This is a genomic window from Alphaproteobacteria bacterium US3C007, assembly GCA_034423775.1.
Lineage (GTDB): Bacteria > Pseudomonadota > Alphaproteobacteria > Rhodobacterales > Rhodobacteraceae > Thalassovivens > Thalassovivens spotae.
The window spans coordinates 3,328,443-3,345,930 of record CP139918.1; the positions used below are offsets into that span (position 1 = coordinate 3,328,443).

Annotated in this window: 17 protein-coding genes and 2 pseudogenes; 5 read left to right on the forward strand and 14 right to left on the reverse strand. The window is 48.6% G+C overall.

Going from position 1 to position 17,488, the window contains the following annotated elements:
• Positions 1-3 precede the first annotated feature (3 nt).
• Entirely contained in the window at positions 4-1,149 is a 1,146-nt protein-coding gene (locus UM181_15915; GenBank protein ID WQC62779.1) for an iron-containing alcohol dehydrogenase, read from the forward strand.
• A gap of 226 nt (positions 1,150-1,375) precedes the next feature.
• Here UM181_15915 and UM181_15920 read toward each other — a convergent pair whose 3' ends face one another.
• The 8 genes and pseudogenes from UM181_15920 to UM181_15955 all read right to left on the reverse strand — a co-directional run bounded on the left by UM181_15920 (position 1,376) and on the right by UM181_15955 (position 9,347).
• Positions 1,376-1,513, reverse strand: a complete 138-nt coding sequence (locus UM181_15920) for a hypothetical protein (GenBank protein WQC62780.1) — start codon at positions 1,511-1,513, stop codon at positions 1,376-1,378.
• A gap of 80 nt (positions 1,514-1,593) precedes the next feature.
• Complete coding sequence (gene recG, locus UM181_15925; protein ID WQC62781.1) at positions 1,594-3,684, reverse strand: ATP-dependent DNA helicase RecG; 2,091 nt, start codon at positions 3,682-3,684, stop codon at positions 1,594-1,596.
• Positions 3,681-5,810 (reverse strand): NAD-dependent DNA ligase LigA, encoded by a 2,130-nt coding sequence (ligA, locus tag UM181_15930; GenBank protein ID WQC62782.1) that lies wholly within the window; start codon positions 5,808-5,810, stop codon positions 3,681-3,683. Before ligA ends, recG begins: the two co-directional genes overlap by 4 nt.
• Positions 5,811-5,888: 78 nt before the next feature.
• Positions 5,889-6,077: pseudogene (locus UM181_15935) on the reverse strand (helix-turn-helix domain-containing protein).
• Positions 6,078-6,391: 314 nt separating this feature from the next.
• Entirely contained in the window at positions 6,392-6,805 is a 414-nt protein-coding gene (locus UM181_15940) for a hypothetical protein (GenBank protein WQC62783.1), read from the reverse strand.
• A gap of 133 nt (positions 6,806-6,938) precedes the next feature.
• Complete coding sequence (locus UM181_15945) at positions 6,939-8,546, reverse strand: phage major capsid protein (GenBank protein WQC62784.1); 1,608 nt, start codon at positions 8,544-8,546, stop codon at positions 6,939-6,941.
• Positions 8,539-8,907, reverse strand: coding sequence for a hypothetical protein (locus tag UM181_15950; GenBank protein ID WQC62785.1), 369 nt, complete (start codon positions 8,905-8,907; stop codon positions 8,539-8,541). The genes UM181_15945 and UM181_15950 overlap by 8 nt, the downstream gene beginning before the upstream one ends.
• Positions 8,907-9,347, reverse strand: coding sequence for a hypothetical protein (locus UM181_15955; protein WQC62786.1), 441 nt, complete (start codon positions 9,345-9,347; stop codon positions 8,907-8,909). Before UM181_15955 ends, UM181_15950 begins: the two co-directional genes overlap by 1 nt.
• Before the next feature lie 297 nt (positions 9,348-9,644).
• Here UM181_15955 and UM181_15960 point away from each other — a divergent pair, with 297 nt between their 5' ends.
• Positions 9,645-10,289, forward strand: a complete 645-nt coding sequence (locus UM181_15960; GenBank protein ID WQC62787.1) for an HIRAN domain-containing protein — start codon at positions 9,645-9,647, stop codon at positions 10,287-10,289.
• Between the two features lie 300 nt (positions 10,290-10,589).
• On the forward strand, positions 10,590-10,979 hold the full coding sequence (locus UM181_15965; protein WQC62788.1) for a hypothetical protein: 390 nt from the start codon (positions 10,590-10,592) through the stop codon (positions 10,977-10,979).
• A 262-nt stretch (positions 10,980-11,241) separates the two neighbouring features.
• Here UM181_15965 and UM181_15970 read toward each other — a convergent pair whose 3' ends face one another.
• The 6 genes and pseudogenes from UM181_15970 to UM181_15995 form a co-directional block, all read right to left on the reverse strand.
• The gene (locus tag UM181_15970) at positions 11,242-13,026 is read right to left on the reverse strand and encodes an AAA family ATPase (protein WQC62789.1); all 1,785 of its coding nucleotides are present in this window, start codon (positions 13,024-13,026) and stop codon (positions 11,242-11,244) included.
• A gap of 103 nt (positions 13,027-13,129) precedes the next feature.
• Positions 13,130-13,387 carry a hypothetical protein gene (locus tag UM181_15975; GenBank protein ID WQC62790.1) on the reverse strand — a complete coding sequence of 86 codons (258 nt, stop codon included), beginning with the start codon at positions 13,385-13,387 and terminating at the stop codon, positions 13,130-13,132.
• Positions 13,388-13,455: 68 nt separating this feature from the next.
• Positions 13,456-13,947, reverse strand: a complete 492-nt coding sequence (locus UM181_15980; protein WQC62791.1) for a hypothetical protein — start codon at positions 13,945-13,947, stop codon at positions 13,456-13,458.
• 5 nt (positions 13,948-13,952) lie between these two features.
• Positions 13,953-14,789, reverse strand: coding sequence for a site-specific integrase (locus UM181_15985; protein ID WQC62792.1), 837 nt, complete (start codon positions 14,787-14,789; stop codon positions 13,953-13,955).
• Between the two features lie 320 nt (positions 14,790-15,109).
• Positions 15,110-15,649, reverse strand: a pseudogene (locus tag UM181_15990) (DNA-binding response regulator).
• An 83-nt stretch (positions 15,650-15,732) separates the two neighbouring features.
• Positions 15,733-16,014, reverse strand: coding sequence for a DUF1153 domain-containing protein (locus UM181_15995; GenBank protein ID WQC62793.1), 282 nt, complete (start codon positions 16,012-16,014; stop codon positions 15,733-15,735).
• A 118-nt stretch (positions 16,015-16,132) separates the two neighbouring features.
• Here UM181_15995 and mnmA point away from each other — a divergent pair, with 118 nt between their 5' ends.
• A complete protein-coding gene (gene mnmA / locus UM181_16000) occupies positions 16,133-17,269 on the forward strand; it encodes a tRNA 2-thiouridine(34) synthase MnmA (protein WQC62794.1) in 1,137 nt (378 codons plus the stop codon).
• 45 nt (positions 17,270-17,314) lie between these two features.
• Positions 17,315-17,488: a hypothetical protein gene (locus UM181_16005; GenBank protein ID WQC62795.1), complete on the forward strand. Its 174-nt coding sequence runs from the start codon at positions 17,315-17,317 to the stop codon at positions 17,486-17,488.

Below are 17,488 nucleotides of genomic sequence, written 5' to 3' on the forward strand. Positions count from 1 at the left end.
ATCATGAGCATCGTTGCAAACTGGTCTTATCCAACCGCCATTCGCTTTGGTGCGGGCCGCATTTCTGAAATCGGCGAAGCCTGCGCGGCAGCCGGAATAAAAAAACCACTTTTGATCACGGATCGTGGCTTGGCCAAGATGGATATCACAACCCGGGCTTTAGACCTGCTTGAGGCCGCTGGCCTTGGCCGGGCCCTTTTTGCGGATGTGGATCCAAACCCGAATGAAAAAAATGCCGCCGCAGGCGTTGCCGCCTTTAAGGAAGGCGGACATGACGGAGTTGTGGCTTTTGGAGGAGGCTCGGGACTTGATCTGGGAAAGCTGGTCGCGTTTCTGGCGGGTCAAACGCGCCCTTTGTGGGATTTCGAAGATATCGGAGATTGGTGGACACGCGCAGATGCCGATGCAATTGCACCAATTGTGGCCGTACCAACCACGGCTGGAACAGGGTCAGAAGTGGGCCGCGCCTCGGTGATTACCAATTCCATAACCGAAGAAAAGAAAATCATTTTCCACCCAAAATTTTTGCCAAGCGTGGTAATTTGTGATCCAGAACTAACGGTTGGAATGCCAAAGTTCATCACAGCTGGCACTGGCTTGGATGCGTTTGCGCATTGCGTTGAAGCGTTTTGTTCGCCCCATTACCATCCGATGTCGCAGGGCATGGCCCTGGAAGGCATGCGGCTTGTTAAAACCTTTTTGCCCCGCGCTTATGCGGATGGCAGCGACCTTGAAGCGCGGGCGCATATGATGTCTGCCGCGGCGATGGGGGCGACAGCCTTTCAAAAAGGTCTGGGCGCCATTCACGCCTTATCGCATCCGATCGGGGCCATGTATCACACGCATCATGGCACAACGAACGCGGTTTGTATGCCGGCTGTTTTGCAATTCAATAAAGCCGCTATTGAGGAAAAGTTATCCGCCGCGGCAAACTATCTTAACATTCAAAGCGGTTTTGATGGATTTTGCGCATTTGTGGATGACCTTAACGCCTCGTTGCATATTCCAAAATCGCTGACCGCGCTTGGTATTGCAGATATTGATATTGATCGCGTAGTTGCGGGAGCCCTAAGTGATCCCAGCACAGGCGGAAACCCCGTGGAAATGACGCCGGAGAATACGCGTAAGCTATTACTCGCGTGCTGTTAAGAACACCCAGAAGCTAACGTTCCAAATATGAGGTTTGAAATGCAGTTAGCTGATCACATCGGCAGTTTTTTTTAACAAGCAGACTAATTTCACCCTAAAGTAAACGAGCTGGGGTGTACGTCATCCCTGCCTTAAAGTGTTACGTCTCTGATAACAACGTGCCCGGCTTGTTGGTCTGAGCACCGTCATTTGTTATGTAGAAATGAATTCAGGCTTTCATACAGGGTCAAGACCAGCCTGGAAGATGCAAGGCAACGCCCAGTATAAACATCAACGACACCGCACCGAACATGTCTTTGATCACATGTTCACCAGACTGTTTCAGAATTGCTTTTATTTCGCGCATTGTATCACCCCAACTCATGTTTATGCTTTGTTCCCATTTTTTTGGGGGAATGTAAAGGTTTTTCGAGAACATTTGAGAACAAAGTGCGTATATCTTGGCTAACCCACTGACAATAAATGAATTGCTTTATCTTGTTCCATCAACCAAAGCAGACCGCGCGCGGCCTTTCCGCGCTGTGATGTGAGTTCTGGGTCAAGGCTTAGCAACGTGCGCGCATCGCTTTGAGCGGTTTCCATTAAATCCGTCATCGCCTCGAGATCCGCGATACGAAACTGCGGCAGACCAGATTGCACCGTGCCGATCAAATCTCCCGCCCCGCGCATTTGCAAATCCGTTTCGGCGATCACGAACCCGTCATCCGTTTGCCTTAAAATTTCCAAACGTTTTTTGCCACCTGCAGATAGGGGCGCTTGATAAAGCAAAAGGCAGGTTGATTTCTGCGAGCCCCGCCCAACGCGTCCGCGAAGTTGATGAAGCTGCGCCAGTCCAAACGCCTCGGCGCGTTCGATAACCATTATGCTTGCCTGTGGCACATTAACCCCCACCTCAATCACGGTTGTTGCCACAAGAACTTTTGCATCACCGCTTTGAAAGCGCGCCATTGCCGCATCTTTATCGGGGGCGGGCATTTGCCCATGCACAAGCTCAACCACCCCCTCACCCAAAGCAGCGCGCAGCGACGCAAATCGATCGCTGGCAGATTTATAATCCAGCACTTCGCTTTCTTCCACCAATGGGCACACCCAATAGGCTTGCTGTCCAGTTTTGATCGCCGCACGCAGATGACCAAGCACCTCTTGGATGCGCTCAGTTGAGACCATTGCGGTTGTTATAGGCTGCCGTCCAGGAGGTTTTTCATCCAAAACCGACACGTCCATATCGCCATATTGCGCCAAAGCCAAAGACCGTGGAATCGGAGTGGCCGTCATCACCAAAACATCTGGCCTATCCCCTTTACGGCCCAATTCCAAACGCTGGCGTACGCCAAACCTGTGTTGCTCATCAACCACCACCAACCGTAAATCGCAAAACGCTACATCAGATTGGAACACCGCATGCGTGCCAATAAGAATATCGGTTAGACCGGTGTGCAAAGCTTGCAATTTTGCCAGGCGGTCTTTGCCTTTGTCACGCCCTGTCAAAAGCGCTAGGGAAACGCCCGCCGCCTCTGCAAGCGGCTGCAAGCCTTCAAGATGCTGACGCGCCAATATTTCGGTTGGGGCCATTAAAACACCCTGCCCCTTAGCTTCAACCGCAATCAGCAAGGCCATAAAGGCAACCAGCGTTTTTCCTGATCCCACATCGCCCTGCAGCAGCCGGTTCATGCGTGACGTCGCACGCATATCCGCCGCAATTTCATCGATTGAGCGAAGCTGCGCCTTTGTTGCTTGATACGGCAAGCTGGCCAAAACCGCGCGGCGCAACAAACCTGTGCCCATAGAAGGCCTTCCAGCAGCTTTTTTCAAGCGCGCACGCGCCAAACCCAACGTCAGTTGATGCGCCATAAATTCATCATACGCCAAGCGCTGCCGCGCCGGTGCAACGGCCATCAAATCAGCCATCGTGCGCGGCTGATGCGCGATTTGGACTGCGTGCTGCCAAGACGGCCACCCAGAGCGGGCTTTTTGTGCAGGATCAATCCATTCTTCCAGTTCGGGCAGCTTGGTCAAGGCCGAGCCCAGCGCTTTTGCGACTGTTTTCTGAGTGATCCCCGCCGTGAGCGGGTAGACCGGCTCAATAGCCGGAATAGAGGCGCTGTGTTCGACCTCTAAAATATAATCAGGATGCGCAATCTGGATAAGCTGATCAAAACTTTCCACTTTGCCAGAAATCAGCCGTGTTGCACCAACCGGCAAAACCTTAGCAAGGTAATCCGCCCGGGCCTGAAAAAAAATCAATTGGAAAACGCCGCGCGAATCTTCCATCTCAACGCGATAGGGGGCTGATTTTCTGGCGCCGGGCCGATGCGCCAGAACCAAAGCCGAAACCGTCACGGTTTTGCCCGTTGGTTGGCCATAAACAGTTGCCACCAAAGACCGATCGATCAGCGATTGCGGCAAGGTAAAAATCAAATCGCGCGGGCGAAATACCTGTAAACCGGAAAAGCTTTTTGCCGTTTTGCTGCCAACCCCCGTTAAGGTTGAAAGGTCGGCGAAAAGGGGAAAAAGAATTTCTGGTCGGCTTGTCATAATGGCGCAAGCATAGCCAACCATTCTTCCTCATCAAGCACGGTTATGCCCAAATCTACGGCTTTTTTGGCTTTTGACCCCGCTGCAGCGCCTGCAACTAAAAAATCTGTTTTGGCCGAAACCGACCCTGCAACCTTTGCACCAAGCCGTTCGGCTTGCGCTTTGGCTTCAGCGCGCGACATTTTTTCGAGAGAGCCGGTGAACACAACCGTCTTTCCCGAAATAACATGATCCTGCGCGGCAATGGTCTCTGCATCTGTAATCTCTAACCACCCGCATAACCTCTCAATCGCGGCTCGTTCGCTAGGCGATTGAAACGCAGAAACAAGCGATTGCGCCATCACCTCGCCGACCCCATCAATCGATAGCAACTCGGCCCATGCCTCGCTCTGGGCATTTTGGGCTTGATCAAGCGCCTCGATCAGGGTGCTCCATTTTTTATAATGGCCAGCCAATACATTTGCACCCACCTCTCCAACGTGACGAATACCCAGCGCGAAAAGCATCCTGCCAAAGCCAATGGTGCGACGCTCCTGGATCGCTTGAAATAAATTTTCGGCGCTTTTACGCCCCCAGCCATCGCGATTTTTCAGTTGCGCGATTTTTTCTTCATCGCGCTGTTGGAGCGTAAAAATATCAGCCGGTTCACGGATCGGCAGACCTTCATCTTTGAAGAACATTTCAATTTGCTTTGAGCCGAGCCCGTCAATGTCGAAGGCTTTGCGCGAAACAAAATGCTTAAGCCGTTCAGTGCTTTGCGCAGGGCAAATCAACCCCCCGGCGCAGCGCCGCACCGCATCACCAGCTGCTCGGATCGCAGGGCTGCCACATTCGGGGCAATTTTGCGGAAATGTATATTTGGCGCGAGCTTGATCGCGAAAGGTTAAATCAACATCAGCAATTTTGGGAATAACATCACCCGCGCGATACACTTGCACACGATCGCCGGGGCGTATATCGCGCCCAGCCCGAATTTTGGCGCCATTGGAATCCAAACCCGAGATATAATCTTCATTATGAAGCGTCGCGTTTGACACAACAACGCCCCCAACCGTTACCGGCACAAGACGGGCAACCGGGCTTAGGGCGCCGGTCCGCCCCACTTGAATGTCAATCGCTTCCAGATCCGTCCAGGCAGTTTCGGCTGCAAATTTATGCGCAATCGCCCAGCGCGGGGTTGTCGAGCGCTCTCCCAATCGTTGCTGAAGCGCCAGCTCATCTATTTTATAAACCACCCCATCAATATCGTAATCCAGATCAGCCCGCAGCGCTGAAATATGTTGATACTGCGCAATCAACTGCGCAACAGATTGGCAAGTAAGCGTTAATGGATTGATCTCAAACCCCAGCTTGGAAAAGAATTTGAGAACCTCGCTTTGCGAGGCTCCCAGCGGATGGGAAAGCTCACCCCAAGCATAGGCAAAAAATTTCAATGGCCGGCTACGCGTAATTTCTGCATCCAACTGCCGCAAAGACCCCGCCGCCGCATTGCGCGGATTGGAAAATCGCTTGGCTTGGGCTTGGGCTTGGGTTTCGTTCAAACGTTGAAAGTCAGAACGCGCCATGTAAACCTCTCCGCGCACTTCCAACACGGGCGGAGCATCTTTTAAAACCTGCGGAATATCTGCGATCATGCGCGCATTTTGAGTGACATTTTCGCCAACACTGCCATCACCCCGCGTGGCCGCTTGCACAAGCTGCCCAGCTTCATATCTCAGCGTCAATGAAAGCCCGTCAATCTTCGGTTCTGCAGTATAGGTTAAAACGGCCTCAGCCTTAAGGCCCAAAAAACGCCGAATGCGTTCATCAAACTCATCAACATCCTGTTCATCAAACGCATTTCCAAGCGAAAGCATGCGTTGGCTATGCGCAACTTTTGAAAACCCAGACTCGGCGACAGCACCAATTTTATCCGAAGGGCTATCACTGCGCTTCAACGAAGCAAAACGCGTTTCAATTTCAGCGTTTCGACGTTTCAGGCTATCAAAATCTGCATCGCTGATAAGCGGATTATCGTTCGCATGATAGGCAATATTTGCTTGATTTAAAAGCGATGCCAAGCGTGCAAGCTCATTTTCAGCTTCCGCCCTTGTCAGTTTTGCAACATCGATCCTCTCAGTATCCACCGGTTGTCCACTCCAAGCCTATTGGCTCTGTGATAGAGTGGCTTGAAACCGCGGTCCAGAGAAGAATCTTTAATTTGTTTAGGCACCAACAGCCATAGCAACCGGTTCGTTTGGGCTGGGTTTGGGATCTTTCAAAACATAACCCCTGCCCCAGACGGTTTCGATATAATTTTCATTCGCGCTGGCACGCGATAATTTCTTACGCAATTTACAAATAAAAACATCTATTATCTTAAGTTCCGGCTCATCCATACCGCCATATAGGTGATATTTATTACAATTAAATCATTATATTAAGTATTAACGTGTGCAAAACATGCACGATGAGGGGAGGCACCATGCAGCTGAAAAACAAACTTTGCCAAATACAAAAAGATATCCGCGCAAAATATGCGAAAGAGAAAACGGCCACTTAAAGTTTAGCTATTTCAATGCGTTGACTGCGTTTTCCGTCGCGCGACGAATAGCTTTTTCAAGCAATATCAATGGATTGAGTTACTTTTACCTCGCGCGAGGTAAAACTTTGTAAGCAATATCAATCGCTTGCGTGGGTTTGCCGTCGCGCGACGGCAGTTGTAAATCTACCAGCCGTCATCCCGTCTAGCTTCAGCGAAATCACAGATTTCTGTAAAAGCTCTGACGAGCTCATGCTGATTTGCATCACAGAAAGCCTCAGCAATCTGGTGGGCGGTTAAGTCTGCCAGAGGCAACACAGCGCAATTCTGACCACGACATTGGACAACCACCCTGCCCTTGATCACCTCAAAGCTTGCGCTTAGCTGCAATGGCTTTGTTTGGGTTGGATCTGGGATGTCACTTATATAGATCGTCAGCCCTTCCCCAAACAAACAGCCTTCCAGCCAGCATTCCATTTTGCAACCATAGTCGCGAAACGGCGATAGCTCTGCTTTGATGATTGGCAAAGCAAGTGACATCTGCATTTTCAGAAACCTGAAGCTGCGCGATCTGTCTGTGTCGATAGCTAATAAATTCATGTGTCATAACTCCTGTTTTTATCGCCCCACCTCACCTCAGAGGGTAGCGAGCCAACTGAGGGCTTACCTGAGGTGGGGCAAGCTGCGGTAAACCATGGGCGGAAGAAGAACCCGAAAACCCGCAGCTATTCGTTTACGCTGTCAGCGTGATTTTGCAGAATGCCACTGGGTGACGCACAGCAATATCTGTCATCTGATTCTGGGTAATCAGAACCTTCGCAGACCGTGCTTCGCTGTAGTTATCAACCACCAGATCCAAGCCACCGAACTGAGCCACAACGCATTCGCGATATTGCCCAAGATAAACAGTGCCAGCCGTGCAGAGCGTTGACTGGATAACCCGACGGCCAAGGATGGTGCCATTGTCGATAACAAAGCGACCAGAGCCAGAATCAACAACTGTAGAAGCCAACGTTGCGTAGTTTGAGGGATGACAAATAAATACCGCCCCTTCGCTGCTCACGTTATCTTCCTCTAGCTTAGACAGCGCTGTGAGCGCCTCTGCATGCGTCATGGTAGACGATCCAGTGGTTGCCAGCGTGTTGATGCCTGAAGTTGACGCTATGCCCGTTGGGTTGGCTCCTGATCCGTCACCTTCTAGCGCCGCATCATCAATCGCCTGAGCAATCTGGCGTGTCAGATCATTACGCACCAAGTTGTCGATGCTTGGATCTGATTGAACCAGCGCTTCCAGCGTAAAGCTCGCAGTTGAGCTAACCCGCTTAGGTGACAAGCTTAGTGATCCGATTGTCAGATTGCTCTCACTGATTGCGGAACCTTCAGCAACGAATGAGGCTGTAAGATCGCCTGTGGCTTTAGGAATAGTGATCCCTTTACCCAATCCAGACAAAACGGTGGCACCCGCAGCCATAACCGCGCTCTGCGGCTGTAAGCTGTCAATGAACAGATCGCCTCGTGGTAATGCGTCAACCAAGTTGGCAACGTTGGAAGTTGTCATGGTTGTTCGTGTCAGCATGTTTGGCACAACGATCCCACGCGGTTGCGTAGGGTAATTGCGGGCAAGCTCCTGACTAACCTCACGTTCAAAAGATGCGTGATCCCAGTTACCTGAGATTTGCGCCCTAATCACGTTACCCAATGAAAACCGGCGCTCTGTATTATGAACCGCTGGCGTATTTAGTGGATCACTGCCGATCTTATCCAATGCAGTTGACCGGAAAGCCTCCAGTGAAGTTCCAGCGGCAATGGCCGCAGTTGCTTCAGTCTGTAGACCGTGTTTTTGCCCGAGATGGGCGATTTGTTGTGCTTCATTTTCCATTTTTGAAGCCCCCTTACTTGCACGCATAGTTAAAGCGACCGGCCTGTCCTGACCGTCTCTTGTGCGTGTTGTACTGATCGCAAGTTGAGCATCACCGCTGGCAAAAAGGTTTTCAGCCTCTGCGCCCTTCTCCGATCTAGAGAAGCGCGCCAATGCTCGGCCATCCTGATAATCCGTTAAAGCGCCGACTTGCTGTCGTGCTTTGCCATCTTTGAGAATTGCCAGCGTCAGTCCTGACGCCATAACGTGGCCAAGATCAGCATTGGCCTCGATTTCATATGCAGAGCGCCCATGTGAGCGCACTGCCGTGTATCCGCGCTTCATAGGCCGCTCTGGGCCTGTGGGGTCAGATACCATTGTTGTTTTGATCTTTGCCTCGCGATCATCAAATTCACGCTGAGATAAAGCGATTATGTCTGCTACTCGCTCTTTAGATAGCGATACGGGTGCCGTTTTATTCATCAGCCATAGCCTCCTTAATTGCTCGAAAATTAATCCAGAGTGATGTCTTACTGCTCAGCTTGTGCGCTAGGCTTGGCCGGTGGACGAAAAGCGGCACATATTCATCAAGATCTTTGCGGATCAGCAAAACGCCCTCAATATCATCGCGATATTGCCACGCATGCAGAATGTGATCTTTTGCAGAGCTATTAAGGCGCATCCACGTCGTAGCTGGGCCAGTTCTCCATTCAGCCATGCAAACATCAAATAAAGCGTCTGCAAATGCGTTACCAAGCTCACAATAGCAGTCACGCATGCGCTGTCGGTTGGCTTCTTCGCTGCGCTTGGCTGTTTGCAGTATTTGATCTGGGGTTAGAAACATCAAAATATCCCCTCAAGTTTTGCGCGCACTGTATCCGATAAATCTAACGGTATGGCGTTCACACAGTCTGTCTCAGCAAAAGCAACGAAGTCTTGCCAGCTTGTCACCACTGTAGAGAATTCTTCATCTAAATCAGCGCGCTGTGGAACGCAGATAATCAACTTATCAGTAACGCCTGTCGTAAATTCGTCTAATACGACGCCCAAAACTTCTAAGTTGATCCGCTTAACGAGATCAGCCGCGACAGCCATGGGGAAACCGTAAGCTTTGAGTTCACCTAATGTCAGAGCCAGCACAATATCAGTCAAACTATAGCGATTTGAGCCTCGGATGATGCGTTTTGCCTCTATTGGCAGGTGATAACGCGCAACTTCGTTAAGAAATATGCGTGGATCTGGGTAATGGGCGGCCATTGCCAGCTCTTTTGAAGAATATATCATATGTGCCTCAATATTGATGCTTAACATGCTGATAATATATCACATTTAGTGATTTTAGGTAACGGCAATATTGGGCAAATATGAGTGCTTCCCCCTTGTTGGAAATCGCACGCTGCCTGCAAGTTGCAGCATGAACGTACCCGTGACAGGCTGTCACTAGAGTACCTTTTTGTTCTGAACTTTAGTCTGATCTGAAAATCTGAATGGCCAGATCGTTGGCGACTGCACGTACCCGTGACAAGACTGTTGCAATAGGAACCACTGTGGGTAATCTTTGATATCAAAAGGAGCTTTAGCGTGAGTATATTTAATTGGCTTTTTGGAAAAAAAGATAGCAGTCCTAGCGATGATTTTGATGCCCAACAAATCATAAAGGAAGGCAACAAAGAAGCTTGGAAAATGTTTCATGACTTCGAGAAAGCCAACAAAGAGGGCAATTCTAAGGAAGTCCAACAGCGGTATATAGACAAGCATGGGCTAACTGAACAAGATTTAAATTCGGAGGGCTCATTATCCTCTCCTAAGTATCATGGTGCAGGTAAACGTACATCCGCGGATGGCCATGATTACGAGGCATTCAGACTGAATAATGACATTAAAGAACGGAAAAGTTATAAAATCGATGAATACTTTGAAGTTCAAGGATCGTTCAATTTTAAACGGGAAGTGAATTTCGTCTGCGATTGGTTGGCGAAAGCAGGAGAGAATGTGGTAGTTGAAGCGATTTTAGAGCGCGAGCCCAACAATCCACATGACCGGAATGCAATTAAAATTCTTATTTCTGGAAATACTTTAACGCCTACCATGGTGGGCTACCTGCCAAAGGAAATTTCTGCAAAAATAGGCGATCAATTGCCTCCAGTAGAATTTGAAAGCATTTATCAGAGGCGCAAAATTGAAGCGCGCACCTTGATTAAGAGACCTAAAGCCAAAAAAAAATGATCCCAGTAAGCTCAAAAAATGGAGATAAAATGATCCAACGCCTCGCCCTCATATTGCTCCTGATCGCGCCTAGCTGGGCGGGGGCTTTTCCCTGTGAATAGCTTCGATCAATTTATATGGCGTAATTTTGTACGCTTGATCATTGCGGCAGTCTGCATACCCTCAGCTATTTTTATCTGGATAGCTCTTAAAGTAATAGTTTTGGAACCGCTCGGTTTTTTTGATGTGCACGTTTCTGAGGTGCCTGAAGCTCCCCACACCTGCATCAAAATAACTGAAGAGCGCTATAGATACTGCTAAATGGATGGAATTATGAGACGCCTCGTGTTTATATTTTTACTTTTTCTACTACCCCAATCCTTGCTGGCGGATGAAACTGCACCTGAGTTTGACACGAAAAGTGTATTAGAAGGTGTTAACGCTGAAGGCATTTTACTATTATTATACGCTGGTTATACGCGGGGCGTGGCTGAGGCATTGGTTGTATCAACTATATATGACGATGATGAATCCAAGAAACGTTTGTTTTGCATGCCTTCAGACAAAGTTTTATCAGGGGATCTACTGGTATCATTGGTGAGCTCTAATTTGAACAGCATCACTGATAACGATTTACGTGATATACATTACTCAAATTCATTCCCGATATCAGCCATAGAAGCATTAAAGGCATTTTTTCCTTGTAATTAGGTTCTCCCAACCGCAATCCATCGCGGGTACGCCGGATGCAAGACACCTGCCTAGCGGTTTAGCTTTTGCTAGGGTGTTAAGCTCAGTTTTGATGCTGCCCTGCATCTGTTTCAAATCCCCTTGAAGGGGCAGCCCGCCCCAAAGGGGGCTGCAAACCCATAGGGGGTATGGGGGATGTGTGTGCAGGGGGTATGTAGGCGGTTTGCGCACGGTATGTACCCACGTTTGGACGGGGTTTGAAAACGGGTTTGTAAGGGGTTTGTCATCGCTTAATCACAACTAATCGGGTGCCGCGTTGTGTTTTCTCTGACTTAATCACGCCTTCTGCCAGTAACGACTTCATGGCTACCCCAAAGGCCTTTTTGGTTACACCCTCAGACATTTTGTGTTCCGCAAAAAACTTAGGCGCATGTGTGCTACCGCCGTTTGCGTTTACACTTTCTCCATTTTCATTTTGGCTCTCCAGTAGGCTTAAGAATACACGTCGCGCCTTACTGTTAGCCGCCTGTGCATCTAACCCTGATAACTTTGGATCATGCACGAACACACCGTTTTCCCACGTGATGCTGATCTCTGTGCCAATTTTACTGTAGTTTGACTTCGCAAGTTTCAGGATGCGCCGATCAGGGTTTTGCTCATCGCGCTCCATGGTAATGCGACTGCGAACACTGTTGTTCCAACCCGTGCTGCCTGAGGTTCCACGGCCTGTAGAAATGCCTGAAAGCGAGGGATGGGCAAGAACCACCAGTGCGCATTTATGCTCAATAGCTGGCTTGCGCAGCATGCCTATAAATTGCCGTGCTAATGCCCTGCTATTTTCATCAGCGGGGAAAACATCTGCCAGCGTATCAATTACGCAAATTGTAGGCTTGTGCTTTACAATCGCTGCAGTCAGTTCTTTCATTACTGCAGACGGGCTTAACTTGTTAGATTTTTGATCATAGTCAGCCAATAATGCATCTTCGCCAGCCAGACTTGAGAAAATCACATCTGGAAAATCGTCGTAACTCTTAAAACGCGCATTGATCACATCATGAAAGCGACGGTGTAATTCATCTGTGTCATCCTCTGCACCCAGGTAAAGCGCAGACCCGCTTGAAGTATTTAAACCAAACCAGTTTTCTCCCACGGCAACACTGGTCAAAAGTTGTAAGACAATCTGGCTTTTTCCCACACCTCCGTCTGCATACAGAAGCGTAACTTGCCCCTTAGGTATCCAGCCATCAACTGTCCATTCCCGTTCCTTAAGTGGCCTTTCTGCCAAATCTGACAGTCGCATCCAGTTTATCTTCGCAGAGGCGTCGGTTTTGTCAGGCCTTACACCCCACCCCTTATTACGAGCGCCATCTATGAGCTTCTGAACGTCTTTGCGGGTATCGTCTACTGTGTAACCTTTCAGAGTTAATAGATCAGTAACAGCGTGTATTTGATCATCATGCAAACCGCGCTGGACGTAGCGAGCGACAAGCTTCATGATATTTTCAATCCACCGATCGGTCTTGATCAAGTCGATCAGATCTTTGTCAGACTGCTTGTCTTTGCTATCTCTAAACTCAAATGGCTTATTTTCTTTTGTGCTTGGCAGCCAATCGGGAGCGGGAGTTGGCTCATCATCTTGCACCCAAGTGTAAGGCTTCCCTTCGAAAGTCGATGGAGCAAGCACGATATAACCTTTATGCTTAATCTCAACGCCAGAGCATGGGTCGCTGAAGGTTTGCCCCTCTTCAGCCTTAAATATGTAATGCCAGCCGCCCCTAGCGCTTCTATGGATACACTCAGGCTCAAAAGGTCTGTCGCCCTTGAAGCCCTCCCATTCGCACTCCTTTTTATAGCTATCAACATCAACAGCCACCAAACCACTAGCGACTAGATTTAACCCTATGTTTGCATTTGGATGCTCACTCCACCAGAGCTCGATCTGCGTGGCATCTGTGGTGCCGTTATGAAAACCACCATCGCGGATAGGTTTTTTTGTATTCGGCCACAGTGGAAACACCTTCCAGCCACGATCAGCATATTCCAATGCTGCATCTAAAAATTTCGTCATCGACATACCTCTTCGGGCTTTGCCGCAGCAGAAAAATCGCGTATATTCGGGTTGTCATAAGTTCCTTGGCCCGTCGCGCTTTCCCATTCGTGCGGCGGGTTTTTTATTTGGAGTTGTTCAGCAGATCAGCAGCAGCGGCTTTTGCGCCTAGTTTTTCTTGTGCAGTATCTTGCTTAAGCAAAAACTCTTCTGCGTCGTCATATTTGATGATTTTGAGGCTTTTTACCCTGATGAACTTTGGCACCTCGCGACGGGCAAATTTTGCCTTAGTCGTTTCTTTGTTCCAGTTGTTTAACTCAGCCCAATCTGTGTCCAACAGAATGCGCTTCTCCAGCAGAAAATTTTGTAGCCTTGGTGACATGATCAAACTCCTTTAGTGCAGCGTTTGATCAGACCCTACTTAAAACCCATTATTCTAAGCACTGGGGGTTATTTGTCGGACAATTTATTTTTTTTGTACCAGATATCCCTGATATACGTTTCACCACGCCCAACTGCATCAGCAACAAAGATCATTGCCTCCTCAACGCCAAAATCTAGCTCTTCGCTTAATATTTTAATGAAACGTCTTATTGTATGGTGCAAAGCGTAAGCCGGTTTGCGACCTGCTTTTTGTTGCAGCAATTTTGGATCTTTAACTCTTTCAGCGAACCACTTGACTACGTCAGCCGGTAATTCACCACCATCAGCCAAGTAATCAGCAATTGCGTTATGCGTCACTGCCGCTGGCAGCAAATTGACAGCTTCACTCGGATCTTCCTTTAAAAACCTTAGAGCCAATCCCCCAAGCGGTATATCTGGCAATTTAGTATCTGCTTCTTTTTTTATATATTTTTTGAGTTCATCTTCCGATAGGCCGCGCAAATAGTTAGCTTCCCGCCTTGAAGCATCCCTTAATGCTTGACCCCCTATTGATACCATTGACCCTACCCCAGCAATTCAACAACTGACTGCGGCTGTACTTGCGTATACCGCCTCAGCTGCGCCCAAGTTTTATGACCACTAATCAATGAAACTTGCTCAATGCTCAGACCCTTAGCGAACAAATCAGTTATCGCTCGGTGCCTTAAATCGTGAAATGTGGCATGTTCAATCTTTGCTATTTTGCGCGCGTAGATCCAAGCCACCGAAATACTTTCGGCTCTGTATGGAAAAATTCGACCCTCAGTAGTTTTTTGATCTGCAATTATTCTGCGAGCCACAGAAGACAAAGGTACGCGCATGTGATTACCCAACTTGCGCTTAGGATCTTTCCGGTCTCGAATAATTACTGTGCCTTCATTATGCGAAAAGTCTTCGTGTGTAATTCTACAAATCTCACCTAATCGCATCGCTGTGGCCATTGCAAAATCCATTAAATCCGACATTGGCAGCTTTAGCTTGTCCTGATGATCAAACGTATGGCGCATCAATTCTATTTCCTGATCTGTCAGGTATCGATCACGCTCTTGACTGTGCGTGTCTATTTTTGCGGCACTAAGAGAAGCGCGAGCGTTTTTGGTTAAGGTTAGATCAACGTCAAGATGACGGTTGTACCGGAGCCACTTTAACAACCCAGAAATCAAACCAATATTGTGAGCAACAGTAGCGCCAGTCACGCCTTGTTTTAGACGATGATCAATCCAATGTTGCATCGTCGCTGCATTCAAGTCACGTAAACTAAGCGTGAGTAAAACCTTCCCAAACGCCCTTAAAGAGGCTTGGTTAGCCGGTTTTAGCGATACGCTTCGAAGATATGCCTCAATCGCCTGAGTGAGCGTCATGGCCGCTGGCACATCGACTGCACCATTTACTGCTTTTTGCTTCAGGGCAACTTCAGTCGCTTGCGCCCAATCATGCGCCTCAGCTTTTTTATCAAACGTTCGGGAATAGCTAGATCCGTTGCGCCGTACTTGGCCGCGCCATCTACCTGATGGGAGTTGCTGAAAACTTGGCATGTGCAATCCGTGTGTAACTTATTGATGCACTTATTGTGCAATCCCTAAGTAACACGTGTGCAATTTGTGTGCAATATACTTGAAATAGTGCGACCAAGAGTAAATTTAAGTATATGTAAATAAACATTTTTTATATTATAAATAAAACCATATAGGTGATTTAGAAACATCTCTTTGGTCAATGTGGTTCCCTTGCGCAACGAAAGAAGCTCTAGCATTTGATATTCTTTTCCAGTCAGATGTACGCTTTTTCCATCCACCTCTACGGTTTTTGCATCCAAGTTAAGCGCTATTTTACCTGTTTCAATGATCGATTGAGAATGCCCTTTCGACCGCCGGATGATCGCATAGATCCGCGCAACCAGCTCTTCACGGTGAAATGGTTTGATCAAATAATCATCTGCGCCAGAGCCCAAGCCCCGAATTTTACTATCTGTATTATCATCGCCCGATAATATCAGCGTCGGCGTATCGATCCGCGCCAAGCGCAATTGTCGCAACACCTCATGCCCGCTCATATCCGGCAATTTCAAATCTAGAAGTATCAGGTCAAAATCATAGAGTTTGGCCAAGTCGATCGCTTCTTCTCCAAGATCTGTCGTATACACGTTCAAACTAGCATGAGATAGCAACATCTCGATACTTTTCGATGTTGTCGCATCGTCTTCAACCAATAGAATACGCATTTCACTCTCCAACACATACGAGCGTCACTAAGGCTTCACCATAAAGGTTAACCACTCGTTACCATAACGCAATAAACGTAACTCTAGCGTGAAATACTGCTACGCGATGTTATTTTTAAACCAGAGGGACCATTGGCCGCCAGGCACCGTACCCAATCATAAAATTCTTCTTCGCTGATGCTGTAGGTTTCAAGTACCTCTTCTTGGGACCGTAATTGATAAAGTACAGCCCGCACCACTGCCAGTTTGCGCGAGGCCACCCACCGCCTTGTGTCGCGAGGCGGTAAATCCGCGACGCTTAAAAGTGATCCATCCGCAAGGCGCACCAACCCCGCGCCAGTTTTCATAGCTTTGCTGAACCGCATAGCACCCCCCTTTTCCCAAAGAAAAGATTGCGGTCAGGCGGCTTAATGTCTAATGAACCGTCACGATAAAAATGTTTAAAATGTGATCTTGTTTAGACGTTAACAAAAAGGAACTCTCGTGACAGGACCGCACCTCAATTCCTTAGGGTTTGCAAAACCACCTGCGGAAACACGCGTCGTCGTAGCCATGTCGGGCGGTGTCGACAGTTCCGTTGTAGCCGCACAATTGGCGAGTGAAGGCTATGATGTGGTTGGCGTTACTCTGCAACTTTACGATCATGGGGCCGCTTTGGCAAAGAAAGGCGCGTGTTGCGCAGGTATTGATATTCATGACGCGCGCCGCGTGGCCGAGAATATGGGCTTTCCGCATTACGTGCTGGATTATGAAAATATCTTTCAAGAGGCTGTGATCGATGACTTTGCAGATAGTTATCTGGCCGGGGCAACGCCAGTGCCCTGCATTCGCTGCAATGAACGGGTGAAATTCAAAGATCTGATGCAAACGGCGCGGGACCTTGAAGCAGATTGCATGGCGACCGGCCATTATATTCAGCGCAAACAAGGCCCAAATAAAGCCGAATTGCATCAGGCTGGCGATGCCACGCGCGACCAAAGCTATTTCCTATTCTCCACCACCCAACCTCAAGTTGACTTTCTGCGGTTTCCGCTTGGACATTTGACTTCGAAAGCACAAACACGCGCCTTGGCCCAAAAATATGGGCTGGATGTGGCCAGCAAACCAGACAGTCAGGATATTTGCTTCGTTCCCGATGGAAATTATGCCGCGGTGATTGAGAAGCTGCGCCCCGGCTCCGCCGAACCGGGGGATATAGTGGGGGTGGATGGTACAATATTGGGCCAGCATCACGGCGTGATCCATTATACGATTGGGCAACGCAGAGGTCTGGGAATTGGTGGCTTGGCTGACCCTATTTATGTGGTCGGCTTAGACGTTGAAAAAAAGCAGGTTATTGTGGGTCCAAAGCACTTATTGGCGGTGCGCAAAGTGCCTATTATGGGCATCAATTGGTTAGGAGATATTCCTTTTCAAGATAGGGCAGAATGGCATCTCTCGGTTAAATTGCGGTCTACGCGAGGGCCGAAAGAGGCGCTTGTAAAACCGCTCAGCGATACGACGGGCGAAGTCGAACTTTTAAACCCAGAAGAAGGCGTTGCCCCGGGGCAAGCCTGCGTGTTTTATGATACGGACAGCAGCCGTGTCTTGGGCGGTGGCTGGATCACCAAGCGCGCGTAAACGCAGATGCTTTTCAATCAAAGGAAAAGCTTTTAGGATCCTGAAATGAAGCAGTTTCTTTTGATCGTTATTCTTTTATCCGCGATGGGAATCGGGGGATATTTTGCCAAGCCTTATTTGGGCATGAACACCAAACCCAAAAACTGGCAAAATGGGCAGCAAGGCTATGTTCCTGCACGCCTTAAGAACACGTTAAACGGGCTCGGCAAAGGGTTTTAG